Genomic DNA, 15,546 nt, shown 5'->3' with positions numbered 1-15,546 from the left:
TATACCATTAATTTAGCCAAGCAGTTTAGCCTGCGTCATTGCCAAGCAGAGCCTTGGCTTTGTCAGCGTCATTGTTAATTTGTTTTTTCAGCGCATCCAACGATTTGAATGGCTGTTCATCTCGAATCTTAGCAACTAATTCGACTTCGACGGTACGACCATAAAGATCATCATCGAAATCAAACAGGTGTACTTCTAACTGACAGACCTGACCATTTACTGTCGGTCTAAAACCCACATTGGCCACGCCATCATAAATATCACTGTCATCCCAATACATCTTAACTGCAAATACCCCCCTAACAGGAGACACTTGTCGTTTAAGCGCTATATTGGCAGTAGGAAAGCCTAGAGTCCTGCCTATTTTCTCCCCGTGGGCAACTTTACCACACAAGGTGAAAGGATGACCGAGTAGACGTCTTGCTTGCTCTAAGTTGCCTTTAGCCAACTGATTTCTAATCTCAGTTGAACTGACTCGTTTATCACCTAAAACGAAACTTTGAGTACTCACAACGGCAAACTGATGCTTTTCACCTGCCAACTTAAGCATCTCAAAGTTACCTTTGCGCTGCTTACCAAAGCAAAAATCATCGCCGATTACCAGGTATTTAACCCCTAGGGACTCAACCAATAATTTGTCGATAAAGTCCTGCGCCGACAGATCAGCGAATTTAGCATTAAAGTTAATACAGACTAACCTGTCGATCCCCAGCTCTTCGAGTAAAATAATTTTATCTCTGAGAGTACTGAGCCTAGCTGGTGCACTATCACCGCTGAACATCTCTTGCGGCTGAGGCTCGAAGGTCATCAAGGTTGCAGGAACATTTAACTGTCTCGCCTTCTTGACTAACTTAGCGATGACTTCAGCATGGCCTCGATGCACTCCATCAAAATTGCCAATAGTGAGAACACAACCGTGATGTGCAGGTAAAATATTGTGTGTACCGCGGATTAGTTCCATTACATTACATAACTAGCAGGCCAGAGTGGGCGGATTATATACCAGCTGAAGAGGATAATCAGCAAGGATCTTTCCCCGAGATAATTGATATCGGTTTTAATAAACAATAAAACAGCCAAATGCCTGTTAAATTGAGCAGGCATTTAGCGGCTTGATGAACTTAAATCAGACAAGACTTTGTCAATTCACAAGGTTATAAACAAGACTTTAACTGACTCCAAATATCATCAAATTTGTTAGCTAGCCCCGACGCGGTTAGCATCAGCAGGGTTCTAGCTAACAAGACATTAATGCTTGATATGTCCTGAAGATATTTACAAGCTTACAAACCAGTCTTTATCTTCCAGGGTCTGACTGCAAATATCATCAAATTAGTCAGCTAGCCCGCCCAACGCGGTTAGCATCAGCAGGGTTCTAGCTAACAAGACTTTAATGTTTGATATGTCCTGATGATATTTACAGAGTTACAAAGTGGATCTTATCTTCCAGGGTCTTACTCCAAATATCATCAAATTAGTCAGCTAGCCCGCCCGACGCGGTTAGCATCAGCATGGCTCTAGCTAACAGGACTTTAATGCTTGATATGTCATGATGATATTTACAAGTTTACAGAGTTATAAGCCTGTTTTTATCTTCCAGGGTCTTACTCCAAATATCACCAAAGATATCAGGTAGCTAGCCCCGCCCATACCAATTAGCATCAGTAAGGTCATGGCTCGCTCATGGAACTCTTGTCCCAGCCAAGCCTCTTGAGATGGTAGGAAATGCACCAGTAAAGCCACCATGACACAGCAAGATAATAACGCCTTGAGAAAGAAAAATGCAGTTTGCCTACTCACTCTGTATACACCGGCCTTATGCAAACCTCGATAGAGTAATCCAGCATTGAGCAGAGCAGACATCGAAGTTGCCATGGCTAGACCGACATAGCCAAAGGGATAAGCAAGTATCAAGTTAAACACCATGTTGCAGACCATGGCTATGATGCCATAGCGAACCGGTGTTCTAGTGTCTTGTCTCGAATAGTAACCAGGTGCCAACACCTTAATCAGCATAAAGCTCAATAAGCCACATCCATAAGCCATTAAGCTATATGACGACATTTCAACATTATGCAGAGTAAACTCACCACGCATAAAGAGCACCATCAACATGGGTTTTGCCAGCACAATTAAACCGCACATTGCCGGCATTCCAAGTAATAGAATGGCTTTCACTCCCCAGTCCATGGTGGACTCAAAACCACTTCCTTCGGCATTGATATGCTTCTTTGACAGAGCCGGTAAGATAACCGTTGCGATTGCGATGCCAAACAAACCGAGAGGAAATTCCAGCAAGCGATCCGCATAATAGAGATAACTGATAGATCCCGTCATCAGAAAGCTGGCGATAAAGGTATCTAGTAACAGGTTAATCTGAGAAACAGACACACCAAAGAGTGCAGGCAACATCAAGGTACGAATTTTAGTCACACCTGGGTGATTCCAACCCCAGGCAGGTTTGACTAAGGCTTTCTCTTTCAATAGGAAAGGGATTTGAAACAAGAATTGAATTAAACCACCAAAGAAGACACCGATAGCCAGTCCAATTTCGGCCTGTTCCATATGAGGAGCCAAGAAAATGGCCGCTGTGATGATAGCAATATTTAAAAATACCGGTGTAAATGCCGACACGGCAAATCGCCCACGGCTATTTAAAATAGAGCCGGCAAGGGCGGTAAAGGTAATAAACCAAAGATAGGGAAAGGTGATCTTCAGCATCAAGGCTGCTAACTCAAATTTAGCTCCGTCAGGCTCACCATTGACCCATGCGAGAAACCAGCCGCCACCGAAGAGTGCCGTTAAGATGGGGGAAGCTATGACACCAATGAGCGTCACCACAGTAATGATAACGCCCAGGGTTCCCGCAACCTTAGACAGTAAATCTTTAATCTCTTCGGAAGTGTGTTTTTCTTGATATTCAGTTAAAACCGGAACAAAAGCCTGCGCAAAGGCACCTTCTGCGAAGAGACGTCTTAAAAAATTGGGAATTTTATTAGCAAAGAAAAAAACATCTGCGCCGCTACCGGCCCCCATGAGATTAGCGATAACCACATCCCTAACTAACCCCAACACCCGCGAAATCAACGTCATAGCACTAACAATCATGCCAGACTTAAATAAACTTTTACTCAAAACATACCCCGGAACTGAGCGATAGACGTCAGGTGAGTAGTCTCAAAAAGTGATTTACCCCCTGTCACTGACAAGCAATTGCTGCTAGAATTACGCACCATATTACACGAGTTAGGTTGAAGATAGCCAAGTCTGGTTGGATTAATTTATCTTTAAGATAAAGATTCAATCATTGTCATTGACAAAGTGACAAAAAACAGGCATATTCCCGACCTTTAAAATATCTAACCCTATTTAGGAGTTGCACCTTGGCTAATAGCAAGTCTGCAAAGAAGCGCGCGCTTCAATCTGAAAAACGTCGTCAGCATAACGCTAGCCGTCGTTCAATGTTACGTTCATACGTAAAGAAAGTTATCACAGCAATTAAAGCTGGCGATCACACAGCGGCTACTGAAGCATTTAATGCTGCACAACCAATTGTTGACCGTATGGCGACTAAAGGCATTATTCACAAGAATAAAGCTGCTCGTCAGAAGTCTCGCCTAAACACTAAGATCAAAGCACTTGCTGCTTAATCTTTAAGTTTATGCTTAAAAAAACCGGCCTTGGTCGGTTTTTTTATGCCTAAAATTTAGTGAACTTTGTAAATTTTAGGCATAAAAAAAGCAGAGCCTTAGGCCCTGCCAATTTGATTGTTTCACTGTTTTTAATGACAGTATATGTTATCAAGCAACTTGATAATTTCCGCGACTTCTTTACTCTTCAAAGAGTAAAATACCGTCTGAGCTTCTTTACGGGTCTCAACTAAATTATCTTTTCTCAGCCAGGCTAGATGCTGGGACAAAGCCGATTGACTCAAACCCAATTTCTTATTCATTTCACCGACACACATCTCTCCTTCACTAAGAAGGTAACACAAGATAAAGAGACGACGTTCGTTTGCCAAGGCCTTCAACATCACAACGGCGTGGTCTGCCCGCTGCTGCATTAATTCAATATTCATTACTAGCGATTTCTCCTAAAACAATCCCCGCTACTAATATAGCCTTGCCTTACAGATATAGTCGGGACATAAAGCACACTTTTTGCTAGATTGTTTTCAAAAGTGGGACATGAGTAATAAAAACAAAGGAAACTTATGAAAAACACACCTAGCACCTTGGTCATTGGACTCCTCTTTGGAAGCCTTTTGGGTTGTCAGCACACGCCAATAGAAAAATCTAATCTTCAAATACCTCAGCAGTTACAACAAAAAGCCTTGAACTCAAATTTAGCCTATGAGTTAGTCGAGTCCCTCACTGTAGAGGTAGGGCCAAGATTAGCGGGCAGTGAAAAAGACCTGATTGCGGTTCAATGGGCTGAGAATAAACTTAATAGTCTGGGATTCGACAGAGTCTATAAAGAAGCGGTTCAAGTCCCCGTCTGGTATCGAGGGGAAGCGAAAGCCAGCATCCTATCTCCTTACAGCCAGCCTATCGTGATAACCGCTCTGGGGGGCAGTATTGCCACGCCCAAAGCAGGAATACAGGCATCCATCGCCCGATTCGATAGTTTAGCGGCATTGAAACTGGCCTCTAAAGCGGAAGTCGAAGGCAAGATAGTCTTTATCGACCATGTCACCGAGCGCCATATCACAGGCAAAGGCTATGGCAAAACCGTCGGTGGCCGTTCTCGCGGTGCTATTACCGCAGCAGAGAAAGGCGCGTTAGCTATTGTGATCCGCTCTATAGGTACAGATCATGATCGTATGGCTCACACAGGCATGATGCGCTACAAGGAGGGAGTGACAAAAATACCTGCGGCAGCTATGTCTAATCCAGATGCCGACCTCATCAAGTTAATGTTAAAGCGGGACCCTAATGTAGTGCTGGACCTGTTCATGTCTTCCAAGCGCTTAGGCTACGCGACCTCATACAATGTCATCGCCGAAGTCACCGGCAGCAGTAAGCCTGATGAGATAGTACTCATAAGTGCTCATCTTGACTCATGGGATGAAGGTACTGGTGCCATAGATGATGGTGCTGGCGTGGCCATAGTCACATCGGCAGGCAAGCTCATTCAAGATCTGCCCATTAAGCCTGCACGAACTGTCAGGGTCGTACTCTATGCCGCCGAAGAAGTGGGTTTGGTCGGTGGTAAGACCTACGCTAAGGCACATCAAGATGAGCTAGCCAAACATTACATAGCTGCCGAGTCAGATTTCGGTGCCGGTCGTATCTATCAAATAGATTACAGGGTCAATGACAAGGCCTTCACGGCATTACAAACTCTCAGTGCACCCATGACCCATAATGGTGTGGTAATGGGCAATAATACGGCCTCAGGTGGCCCTGATGTGTCTATGCTACCCAAGCAAGGAGTACCAGTGGCATCATTAAGACAAGATGGCCGTGATTACTTCGATTATCACCACACACCAAACGACACCTTAGACAAGATAGATCCAGCCGCACTACAGCAAAACGTAGCAGCCTATGCTCAGTTTGCGTATCTAATGGCACAATCAGAAATTGAGCTGAGACCCATTGAAGTCGCTAAATAGCTGTTAGCATTTCAGCTGCTTTGGGCCTTGGCTCGATTCAGCCTTCAATTGCTAATCTACTAGGCCACTGTTTCTCGTAACAGTGGCCTTTTTGCTTCAAATGAAGCTCGATAAAATTTTCTCTTTGGCATAGCTGATATTGGATAAGTAGTTCGAAGACCGCCCCTTCATGGTTACCTATCGCCTGCAGCGGGTGCCGTGCAGGGATGCACCAATGTCGTGATCACATGGATGTGAGTGAACGACCTTATGTGCAGATACTTCTGCGGCACGCTGTGAATATATCCCTATACGCTCTGCGGTTTCATCCCTGAAACCGAAGTCCGCAGCCGCATCTACACCTAGCTGTTCTACAAGAATGGAGTCTCTTCGATTTAGCTTTATTACTAAGCTTCATAACTAACTTCTGCCTCAAAGCTTGCTAGCCTTCGGATGAAGTTTTAATGCATTTTTTTTGGGCGGGGCATTTGGCTATTTCGTTCTTGAGTAGTAGCTTGAAGGTCGCCCCTTCATTGTAACCTAACGCCTGTCCGGCGAGGATTGTGCTGATACTTCAGCGAGACGCCGCAAGCACATTCATGTGGGCTCTGCGATGGCATCCATGCCATCGAAGCTCGCAACCGCATCTACACTTGGGGATTTACAAGAAAGTTTGACCTTATTCGCTCCGACCCCTTTGTTGTTGTGCTACCTCTAATCAGGACTTTAAGGCAATTGAGCATAAAAGATAGACAGAACATGACTCAAGCTTTTATCGCCATTACGCTGCTAGCATGTGTATCTAGTTTCATCCAACAAGTTTTTCCAAAAGTTAACGAGTACAAATACACAGTTACTGTCAGTCGAATATAAATTTTCCATATAAAGCTTCTTAAAGCATCAAGTTATATGTAACTATTGTTATGCACTCGTTGTTATTCAATGCGTTGTCGTTAGAGCAGGTGGTTGGATAAACATTGATTGGCAAAAAGTAAGATGGATTTTATTGAAACCAATTAAGGTGTGTAATGAAGATTAATCGCTGTTATTTTATTCTATTAAGTTTGATGGTTTCTCTTTCAGCAGAAGCTGTAGATTTTTCAAAATCATGGTTTAAACCTGAGTTAATCGTGAACAATGCTCCTATTTGTAAAGATCTTCTTCTTCAAACGAAACAGATGTGGAGCGGAAGTATTTTTCAAATATATCCCTCATCAAAGATGCAGGTCCAACGAACCGAAGAAGTTCAAATAAATGGAAAAACAGTTCATTTATATTCTTACACTCACAGTGGTTGTGGTGGAGCATGCGAGCGATATCAACTGTTAGCTTCTAATGAACCATTTCCTGATAGAAGAGAAAATTACGAATATTACCGCTCCTTATTAGATGAGTCCCCTTCTGCAGGGAACTTCCACTTTCTATCTTCTGATAGTGGAAGCTACTATCTATTCTTATCAGGTAAGGACTTAAATCAACTGTATAAACTGACAGAGAATGCTAGCTGGCGCCATGAATGCTCGGTCAGTAAAGTGCCTTCTCCAGAGCAAATACTGAAGGTTAAGCGTGACTATAGTGAGGTGCAGGCCTCACTTTCAGTGCTACGTGGACTGGTTGGCGGCTTGCGAAGGGGAGCAGGAAGTAGTTGCGGCTCAATGAAGACTCACAGGCGTTGGTCAAGTAAAATTGATGATGAATTTGCAAAGCTACTATATGCACCTAAGCAAAAACCTAAGACAGAAAAGCGTTATGACGATTCTACTTATGAAATTGATCTTAAGAATTTAGAGCTTTGGTCACTGCAAGGGCTAAGTGAGTTTGATGCTTTAAATCAATATAAAAATAAACTTGTAACGGCAACAAATCATCTCAGCAACTTCTATCAAAAACACTTTCAATGGAATGAGGAAGAATCTGAAGAGGCTGCTGATTACGCTATTAAAAATGCTATTAGCTCTGGGATTAGGTTCTATAGTTATAGACCTTTTAAAACTTCGGAGGAAGCAGATTTAAGAAGGGCAATTTTACAGAAAAGACCACTTGCGGAGATTCGAAAAATTGACTTATCAGGTATCAATAAGTCTTTTGAAGAAAAAGGGTGGTTCAAGGTAAATGAAAGTATTCTAAATGTGGCCGTAAGGCACCCTAAAGCTATGTCATATTTGTTGGAATCAGGCTTCGGTCCAAACAGTCAAAACATCTTTGATAAAACACCGTTAATGTATGCTGCTCAATATGATGGTTTTGACTCTGCAAGGTTACTTATTGAAGCGGGAGCTGAGGTAAATACAGGTACGATCATACCAAACGATAACTGTGGCTATACCTTGAGAACCTCTAATATGTCACCGCTTCATTATGCTGTTAGGTATTCTAATAAAGAGTTAATTCAGTTGCTTATTGATAATGGGGCCTCTAAGTTTTTTGACGTCAGAAATGGGCATAATCGCCCGAGTACTATTGAATACCCGATAGATTGGCTTACACGGTTTGATAATGAGAACTTAACCGATGATGACAAAGCTGAAATTCATCAATCTTTAAAGCTACCAGGAAAAAGTGAACTTGCTAAGCTCACTGCCGAGCTAAACCTGCAAGGTGAGAAGCTCTATGCTGAGGGGAAGTTCAAAGCAGCTAATGACAAGTTCAAAGAGGCAATACAAGTTGATAGTGACAATATAAGAGCTATTAATAACTTTGCTCTAACTTCTTTGAAATTAAAGGATAAGCAGAGATCTATTCAGGCTTCAACTAGGGTTATAGAGTCAAAAGAGGCCTCTAAAAAACAGAAAGCTTCAGCGTATTTCAATATTGGTCTCGCTTGTGAAGGGGCTGGTCGCTATGGATTAAAGTTTGATGGAAGGTGGTACTGTCGTCAAAACTCTTTAGAGTACTTTGTTAAGTCCTACCAAACATACCCCACAACATCTCGGTCTAACGCTATTGTTGGACGATTTAATAAACGTGATAAAGCTGAATTTTCGTGTAAGTCAAATAGCACTGATTTTGAAGCTGTGTATAAAAGGGGTAAAGAATTCCATTTTTTACATAAGAAGCCTATGGAGCAAGTTATCTCAGATGTAGAAAGGTTATTTTCTACAAATGAATCCTTTGATATTGAAAGGAAAAAGTTCACTCTGACGCTTAAAGAGTTAACCGAGCTAGAAGATGGTTACTTCATATCTACATATAAAAGTAATTTCTCAATAGGTGAAGCCTTCGCCTTTGAAGAAAAGGTTTGTAGCTCTCTTAGTTCTAAGTTACTACCAGAAAGAGATAAGCTAGTTTACATTCAAGCGTCAAATAACAAAACAGAAATTGATATAGAGTTTGACTTGGATGAGTCTTATACGATCATATTATCTGGAAATGTAATGTGGAAAGTGTCGCAAGTAGGTACTAATAAAAGTCACTTTATTGTCAATAATGGAGCCGTTTCCGACAGTAGCAAGATTGATTTTACTGCTCTTACGAAAATTCACCGGGAATGGTATCCAAAGGCTTACGATAATCGATATATATCTTCAAACATTAGAAGCCTAATTGGTAAATCAATCTATACAAAATTTAAGATTGTTTCAAATTCGGTGGTCACAATAAGTGATGAGGATATAAATCGACCTAAGCTAATTGTTAACTCTTTCCCTACATTGGATTTCTATGGTTATGGCGATTATAAGGTTGCATTTACAGAACCCAATACTTCTTTTAACAATTTCATGAATCTTGAAAATATACAGTTGATATCGAGTGATCCAGCTCAATCAGGGCGTGATGATCAATTGTATGTACCTAATATCAATAAGTATGTCGATGAAAGTGAAGGCTTATACTTTAAAGTTGAAAAATGGAGAACAGGCATCGGGACTTACTTTGGTGATGGATATTTTAAGAAATGATTACCTCTAAGTTATTTCAAGTAAAATTGCTGAGGTTGAACAACCCGACACTATAACAAGTAACAAGTGGGGTCAGTGTAAACTTTATTCTCCGCCCTTAATCTGGCAGTCAGAAAGTCTCTCGCTTCCCCCAAACTTGCGCTGTTGCAGGCAGCGTTAGTACATATCAGGTCGCCATACTTTCCCTAATGGCAATCGTGATATTTAGAATGTTAGTTCAACTCATTCCTGTCCAGAAACGAGTTATTAGCCAATAAAGCTCAAATCGAAGAGATGGATAATCTGGTGTGAACGCGGCTGTGACCTTCGACATCAGGGATGATGTCGCAGAGCCCACAGGGATTGTGCTTGTGGCGTGTCGCAGAAGTGTTTGCACATTCGCCTGCTGCAAGCAATAAACACCAATAATGCCATGCTACTTAGCAAACCACCAAATACCAAACAAGCCCAATGAGCCCAATCTAAAAAGCTATTTTAAACTTGCTAGCTGGCAAGTATTCAATGCCTGTTGCAAGCAATAAACACCATTGAAGCCATGGTACTTAGCAAACGACCAAGTACCAAACCAGCCTAATGAACCCTATCTTAAAAGCTATTTGAAACTTGCTAGTAGGCAAGACAAAGGGGTCGTAGCTAATTAGCTATCACTCAAATCGAAGAGATGGATAATCCGGTGTGAACGCGGCTGTGACCTTCGACAAAATAAAATAGGACAGGCATATCTCTGTTCCACGCCTAATATCACCACTAAGCGCACTGAGATAAAGATGAAGACCACTACAGACTTTAGCCTTTGCCTTTCTTCGTGACCCTTCGAGTCCTCCGTGGTTAGGATAAAGGGGTCGTAGCGAATTACGGCCGTTGGATAACCCAAGATACTTTTTCTAATCAATATCACGTTAATTAGACTAAACAAATCTACCAAGCTTTTGTCCAAAAGTGAGCTACATCAATTATTGTTCGGTAAGAACTCTCTTACTTTATAGGTGCCATATATGGCACCTATAAAGCATGTCTTATTGATGCTGACCGTTGTAGGTATACCCACTATGTGAAGTTGGGTATATAGGGGTTTATGACGCCACTTTTTCCAATTGGCGTTGCTTCCAAATCGAAGCGCCAATACCGATTGCCAGCGAAGTTAGAATCACCCCTAGAGACACTGACGTTGCGATAGCAAACGGGGTGTCAATGAGCAGCATTTTGATACCGATAAAGCACAGCATAAATGCCAACGTATGGTGCAAGTAAGCAAATTTTGTCAGCATGCCGCCGAGCACAAAGTACAAGGATCGTAGACCCAATAAGGCAAAGACGTTTGCAGCAAGAACTAAGTAAGGTTCTTGTGTTACAGCAAAGATCGCAGGAATCGAATCCAAGGCGAACATCACATCCGTCATAGCAATGACCATGACAACCACCAACATTGGCCTTGCTAATATCCCAATAGCATCGCGAGTAAAGAGCTTGTTTCCATGATAATCAGGGCTGACACGCAGGAACTTTTTCACCAAACGGACGGCGAAACTGTCTGAAAACGATGTGCTCTCTTGACCATGCTGACGCCACATTTGGACGCCTGTCCAAATCAAGAAGAAACCAAACAGGTAAAGTACCATATGGAATTCTGCAATCAGCGGTGCGCCAACGGAAATCATGATGCCGCGCAATATTAACGCACCTACAATACCTAGAGTCTATGTGGACAGGCATAGTAAATTGAGTGAGTGAATTCTGCCCTCCTACTAATGTTTAGCTATAGGCAGAAAGTAGGAGTTAACTATACCTTAGCCCAGAAGAACTCAAATCAGTCTTGAAGACACGCCATATTACCATTCATGTAGTAGAACCGTCAGATGCGCATTTTTAGCGGGAGTATATGAGTAACCATTTACATCTGGTGTTGAGGATTGATATTGACTCGGCCAACAACTGGAGTGATAGAGAGGTTGTGTAAGGTAGCGAATCTAAATGGATAACGGTGCCTGTCACAACGAAGGGGCACCGTTAAATGGAGCTGGGATTGCTAAACAAGCCCCCGTTACTTACCCCATGGATTGTTAGGATCTTGGGATGGCTGGGACCTATTCCCACCGGAGCGGGTGTTCTGCGCATAGGAATCTTGGGCTCTTGGCTTATCTTTGCTAAACCTTGCCCTGTCCTTGTTCTGCTTCATCGCCTCGTAACCGGCGCTCGACTTGGCGCGCATCTCTTCGATAAGCTCAATAGTCAAAGCTTGGGGCTTACGCGGCACTATGCCATTGGCAAAGCCACGTTCTCTGGGCTTGAGCTCAAAATGCGCCGTATCGCCTTTAGGCATGCGTTTGAAGCGATACAGATAAAAGTTCTCTACTCGCTCCCTGGCCCACTCAATATTCTTTAGAAACTTTAGGCATGCCAACATATTAGGGTTTGTCTTGAAACACGCCAGACGCAGCGAGGCATACAGTATCTCCCAATCGTAAAAATCCACGAGCTCGGTGAGCATAGTCTCTAACTTTAAGCCGTGTAATGGGCTGTTCTCTTGCTGTTCAATCATGGGGAATATCCAACTAACGCTATTTAAGTGTCTATAAAATGTGAGTATCAGGCTCAGCCTGTACGATGGAGCCATAATACCAAAAAATGCCTCGACTCACCTCCCCCTATTCCTATAGAAACTAATATGGACAGGCATAGTTGATGGCTCTGTCGATAAAAGAGTGGTACCACATGATCAGCAACGCCACGATCGCCGATGTGTTATTAGATCGCTTAATCCACAACTACCACCGAATAGAGCTGGGTGGTGAATCGATGAGAAAACGGATAAAGGGGTAAAGGATAAAGGGGTCAGAGCGAATTAGGGCTTTTGAATAAACTAAGATACTTTTTCTTATCTGAACTAAGCGCATTAGTGCAAAGCCTGTAACTCGTTTCTGTCCAGAAACGAGTTACAGGCCAATAAAGCTCAAATCGAAGAGATGAATAATCTGGTGTGAACGCGGCTGTGACCTTCCGTGACAGGATGAGGTATCGCGAAGTGATACTCTCCGAACGAGAGGCTGGGTGAATATGGCATAGCCATGAGCTCATGAACGAGAAGCATGGATGCTGAACTGGCCTTTGTATATGGACATATTTTGCCGAACTGGCCGTTAAACATGGACGTTGTTTGAAACGGCAGAGGCTATAAGGGACCCATTTCTTTAATAGATAGGGCGGCGTGTCGCAGACACGTTTGCACTTAAGGTCGTTCTTAGGCATCCGTGCCTTCACGACATTCGTATATCCTTATACAGCACCCACGGCAGGTGATAGATGAAACTGAAGTAAAATGATTCAGTAAGCTAACCAAATACCAAACAAGCCCAATAAGCCCAATCTAAAAAGCTATTTTAAACTTGCTAGCTGACAAGTACCAAACCTGCTAAATGAAACCAAACAAAAATGTCATCAAGCTTCATTCGAAGTCTTGCCTAAAGCTGTTCTTCGCGAAGGAATACCGGTGCGATAGCTGACGATTCAGCTTCACAGTAATGGTAGCCGGCACTGTCAAACTTGATCAGCTCAGCAAGGGTACTCACCTTGTTATCGAGAATATAGCGCACCATCATGCCGCGGGCTTTCTTGGCGAAGAAACTGATCACCTTGTACTGACCGTTCTTTCGATCTTTAAATACTGGGGTAATGATACTGCCCTTCACGAGTTTGGGCTTAACAGCTTTGAAATATTCGTTTGAGGCCAGGTTGACCAGAATGTCGTCTCCCTGCTCTTCCAGGGCTAGATTAACCTCATCGGTAATGGTATTGCCCCAGAACTGATACAGGTTAGTGCCTTGCTTATTCGCTAAGCGAGTGCCCATCTCTAAACGATATGCCTGCATCAGGTCTAACGGACGAAGTAGCCCATAGAGTCCAGATAATATACGCAGGTGTTTCTGAGCGTCCTGTATTCCGCTTGGTGATAAGGTGTCGGCATCTAAGCCGGTATAGACATCACCGCGAAATGCATACAAGGCTTGTTTAGCATTTTCGGTAGTAAATTCTGGGCTCCAGGTCCCGAAACGAGCCGCATTCAAACCAGCGATTTTATCGCTTACCTTCATCAAGGATGCGATTTCTGCTGGCGTCAATTTACGACACTCCTCGATTAACTGAGCGCTGAAGTCAACAAGCTTAGGCAAGGTATATTCAGCCGTCCCTGCGGGGTTTTCATAGTCTAATGTTTTAGCTGGTGAAATTAAAACTAACATAGCTGATCCTTATTGAGCGCTTATGTTTGCCATCATACTGATGCACACATAAAAAAACCACGCTAATCAGCGTGGTTTTTTAGATTGTGCTAATTCAGTCTATCGAATCAGTTAGCTTCAAGGTTAGCCTTTCGACTTTGCGGCTTTCTCGCCACTCCACTCACTGGTTTCTATGCCATTAATTTCAGGAAATTGCTTGGCATCAAAGGTAGGGGTTTGGCCCGCTTTAAGCTGACGCTCATAATCCTTAATTACCGCAAAGGCGACTTTAGATAACATCACAATGGCTGCGATATTGACCAGAGCCATAAAGCCCATAGAGAGATCGGCAAAGTTCCATACGAGCTGTAACGAAGCAACTGAACCTGCCATCACCATACCCAACACAGCGCCACGGAAGATAAATAACACCTTCTTGCTCTTCGTCAAGAATAGGATGTTGCTTTCGGCATAACTGTAGTTTGCAATGATGGATGAGAAACAGAACAGCAAAATGGCAAAAGAGATGAAATACGCTGACCAGCCACCTAACTCATTAGTCAAAGCCAACTGCAACAGCCCAATGCCTTTCTGGTCTCCAGGATTATCTAACACACCGGATAGCAAGATAATCGCAGCAGATGCGGTACAGATAACGATAGTATCGACAAAAACACCTATCATCTGCACAAAGCCTTGAGAGGCCGGATGATTAGGATTCGGTGTAGCCGAAGCTGCAATATTCGCCGCGCTACCCATGCCCGCTTCGTTAGAGAACAGACCACGAGCGATACCCGCCATCATGGCGCCCATTGCGCCACCAGCTGCTTCTTCCCAGCCAAATGCGCTCTTAACTATCAAGCTCAATGCTGCTGGCACTTGGTCAATATTGAGTACCAGAACAACCAAGGCTATTCCTAGGTAAGCCACAGCCATCACAGGCACTATCAGCTCGGAAGCACGAGCCACCTTCTTCAAGCCACCACAGATGATATAGGCAGAAGCCAGTACGATAATGATTCCAACAATAGTCTTATCGAAACCGAAGGCATTATTGAGAGCATCAGTAATGGTATTGGCTTGAGCAGCATTGAAGGCGAAACCAAAAGCTATGATAAGCAGTATGGAGAAAAGCGTCCCCATCCAACGCTTACCTAAGCCCTTTTCCATGTAATAGGCTGGACCACCACGAAACTGGCCTTCACTGTCTTTAACTTTATAGACTTGGGCTAACGTTGACTCGACGAATGCCGTCGCCATGCCTAATAATGCAATTAACCACATCCAAAAAATAGCACCTGCACCACCTACTGTGATAGCAACCGCTACACCAGCCATATTTCCGGTACCGACACGAGCGGCCATGGAAGTACAGAAGACCTGGAATGATGAAATTCCATCGACCTTTTCACGCCCTTTCAACACCAACTTGGCACCATGGCCAAATAAACGGAACTGAATAAACCCAAGCCGGAATGTAAACAAGACACCCGCAGCGACCAGCACGTATATGAGTACGCTCCCCCATAACATGCCATTGATGGCATTCACTACAGATTCAATTGCACTAACTAATGATTCAAACATAGCTTATTACTCTATCCCCATGATAATCATCGAAGCTGATTCAATCGCCCCGAAACTAACGTGTTTAATTTTTCTTCCATCTATTCGATAAAAATTGGTGATTTTCTTTTAGAATTTTACTTTCGTGAATTTATGACATCACGGCCACCAATTTTCGCTGGGGCAAAATAGCATACCATTAAAAGCAACCCATGTGATCAAGGTCACAATTAATCATTTACATAACACGACCGTCACACAAGAAAACACT

General features: G+C 43.1%; 11 protein-coding genes and 1 pseudogene. 5 read left to right on the top strand and 7 right to left on the bottom strand.

The annotated features are described in order from the left end of the window. Positions 1 to 25 precede the first annotated feature (25 nt). Both ribF and murJ read right to left on the bottom strand, forming a co-directional pair. A complete protein-coding gene (gene ribF / locus SVI_RS04690) occupies positions 26 to 961 on the bottom strand; it encodes a bifunctional riboflavin kinase/FAD synthetase (RefSeq protein WP_013050283.1) in 936 nt (311 codons plus the stop codon). Positions 962 to 1,575: 614 nt separating this feature from the next. Further along, positions 1,576 to 3,135, bottom strand: a complete 1,560-nt coding sequence (gene murJ, locus SVI_RS04685; protein ID WP_013050282.1) for a murein biosynthesis integral membrane protein MurJ — start codon at positions 3,133 to 3,135, stop codon at positions 1,576 to 1,578. A 248-nt stretch (positions 3,136 to 3,383) separates the two neighbouring features. Here murJ and rpsT point away from each other — a divergent pair, with 248 nt between their 5' ends. Beyond that, positions 3,384 to 3,650, top strand: coding sequence for a 30S ribosomal protein S20 (rpsT, locus tag SVI_RS04680; protein ID WP_013050281.1), 267 nt, complete (start codon positions 3,384 to 3,386; stop codon positions 3,648 to 3,650). A gap of 131 nt (positions 3,651 to 3,781) precedes the next feature. Here the strand turns inward: rpsT and SVI_RS04675 are convergent, their stop codons facing one another. After that, complete coding sequence (locus SVI_RS04675; protein ID WP_013050280.1) at positions 3,782 to 4,078, bottom strand: ArsR/SmtB family transcription factor; 297 nt, start codon at positions 4,076 to 4,078, stop codon at positions 3,782 to 3,784. 135 nt (positions 4,079 to 4,213) lie between these two features. Between SVI_RS04675 and SVI_RS04670 the strand changes: the two genes are divergently transcribed. Both SVI_RS04670 and SVI_RS04665 read left to right on the top strand, forming a co-directional pair. Further along, positions 4,214 to 5,617 carry a M20/M25/M40 family metallo-hydrolase gene (locus SVI_RS04670; protein WP_013050279.1) on the top strand — a complete coding sequence of 468 codons (1,404 nt, stop codon included), beginning with the start codon at positions 4,214 to 4,216 and terminating at the stop codon, positions 5,615 to 5,617. Positions 5,618 to 6,624: 1,007 nt separating this feature from the next. Then, the gene (locus tag SVI_RS04665) at positions 6,625 to 9,495 is read left to right on the top strand and encodes an ankyrin repeat domain-containing protein (protein WP_041419689.1); all 2,871 of its coding nucleotides are present in this window, start codon (positions 6,625 to 6,627) and stop codon (positions 9,493 to 9,495) included. A 1,073-nt stretch (positions 9,496 to 10,568) separates the two neighbouring features. Here the strand turns inward: SVI_RS04665 and SVI_RS04660 are convergent. Further along, positions 10,569 to 11,183 (bottom strand): TerC family protein, encoded by a 615-nt coding sequence (locus tag SVI_RS04660; protein WP_269453344.1) that lies wholly within the window; start codon positions 11,181 to 11,183, stop codon positions 10,569 to 10,571. Positions 11,184 to 11,301: 118 nt separating this feature from the next. On the opposite strand from SVI_RS04660, the pseudogene SVI_RS21825 reads away from it, so the two are divergent. Continuing rightward, positions 11,302 to 11,449 (top strand): annotated as a pseudogene (locus SVI_RS21825) (transposase); the annotation flags it as partial. A gap of 87 nt (positions 11,450 to 11,536) precedes the next feature. Here the strand turns inward: SVI_RS21825 and SVI_RS04655 are convergent. Further along, on the bottom strand, positions 11,537 to 12,034 hold the full coding sequence (locus tag SVI_RS04655) for a VF530 family protein (RefSeq protein ID WP_013050275.1): 498 nt from the start codon (positions 12,032 to 12,034) through the stop codon (positions 11,537 to 11,539). A gap of 143 nt (positions 12,035 to 12,177) precedes the next feature. On the opposite strand from SVI_RS04655, the gene SVI_RS21740 reads away from it, so the two are divergent. Then, complete coding sequence (locus tag SVI_RS21740; RefSeq protein WP_269453340.1) at positions 12,178 to 12,315, top strand: ATP-binding protein; 138 nt, start codon at positions 12,178 to 12,180, stop codon at positions 12,313 to 12,315. 638 nt (positions 12,316 to 12,953) lie between these two features. Here the strand turns inward: SVI_RS21740 and yaaA are convergent. Together yaaA and SVI_RS04645 are read right to left on the bottom strand one after the other, a co-directional pair. Continuing rightward, entirely contained in the window at positions 12,954 to 13,730 is a 777-nt protein-coding gene (gene yaaA, locus SVI_RS04650; RefSeq protein WP_013050273.1) for a peroxide stress protein YaaA, read from the bottom strand. A gap of 123 nt (positions 13,731 to 13,853) precedes the next feature. Beyond that, complete coding sequence (locus SVI_RS04645) at positions 13,854 to 15,296, bottom strand: alanine/glycine:cation symporter family protein (RefSeq protein WP_013050272.1); 1,443 nt, start codon at positions 15,294 to 15,296, stop codon at positions 13,854 to 13,856. Positions 15,297 to 15,546: the final 250 nt, after the last annotated feature.

Origin of the sequence: Shewanella violacea DSS12, from assembly GCF_000091325.1 — a bacterium.
Classification (GTDB): domain Bacteria; phylum Pseudomonadota; class Gammaproteobacteria; order Enterobacterales; family Shewanellaceae; genus Shewanella; species Shewanella violacea.
This window is presented reverse-complemented; position numbering and strand designations above follow the sequence as displayed.

Excerpts from the sequence above, each read along its gene's own strand:
- SVI_RS04665 (WP_041419689.1), top strand. The coding sequence starts at position 6,625 with ATGAAGATTAATCGCTGTTATTTTATTCTATTAAGTTTGATGGTTTCT.
- SVI_RS04675 (WP_013050280.1), bottom strand. The coding sequence starts at position 4,078 with ATGAATATTGAATTAATGCAGCAGCGGGCAGACCACGCCGTTGTGATG.
- SVI_RS04670 (WP_013050279.1), top strand. The coding sequence starts at position 4,214 with ATGAAAAACACACCTAGCACCTTGGTCATTGGACTCCTCTTTGGAAGC.
- yaaA (WP_013050273.1), bottom strand. The coding sequence starts at position 13,730 with ATGTTAGTTTTAATTTCACCAGCTAAAACATTAGACTATGAAAACCCC.
- SVI_RS21740 (WP_269453340.1), top strand. The coding sequence starts at position 12,178 with ATGGCTCTGTCGATAAAAGAGTGGTACCACATGATCAGCAACGCCACG.
- SVI_RS04655 (WP_013050275.1), bottom strand. The coding sequence starts at position 12,034 with ATGATTGAACAGCAAGAGAACAGCCCATTACACGGCTTAAAGTTAGAG.
- ribF (WP_013050283.1), bottom strand. The coding sequence starts at position 961 with ATGGAACTAATCCGCGGTACACACAATATTTTACCTGCACATCACGGT.
- SVI_RS04645 (WP_013050272.1), bottom strand. The coding sequence starts at position 15,296 with ATGTTTGAATCATTAGTTAGTGCAATTGAATCTGTAGTGAATGCCATC.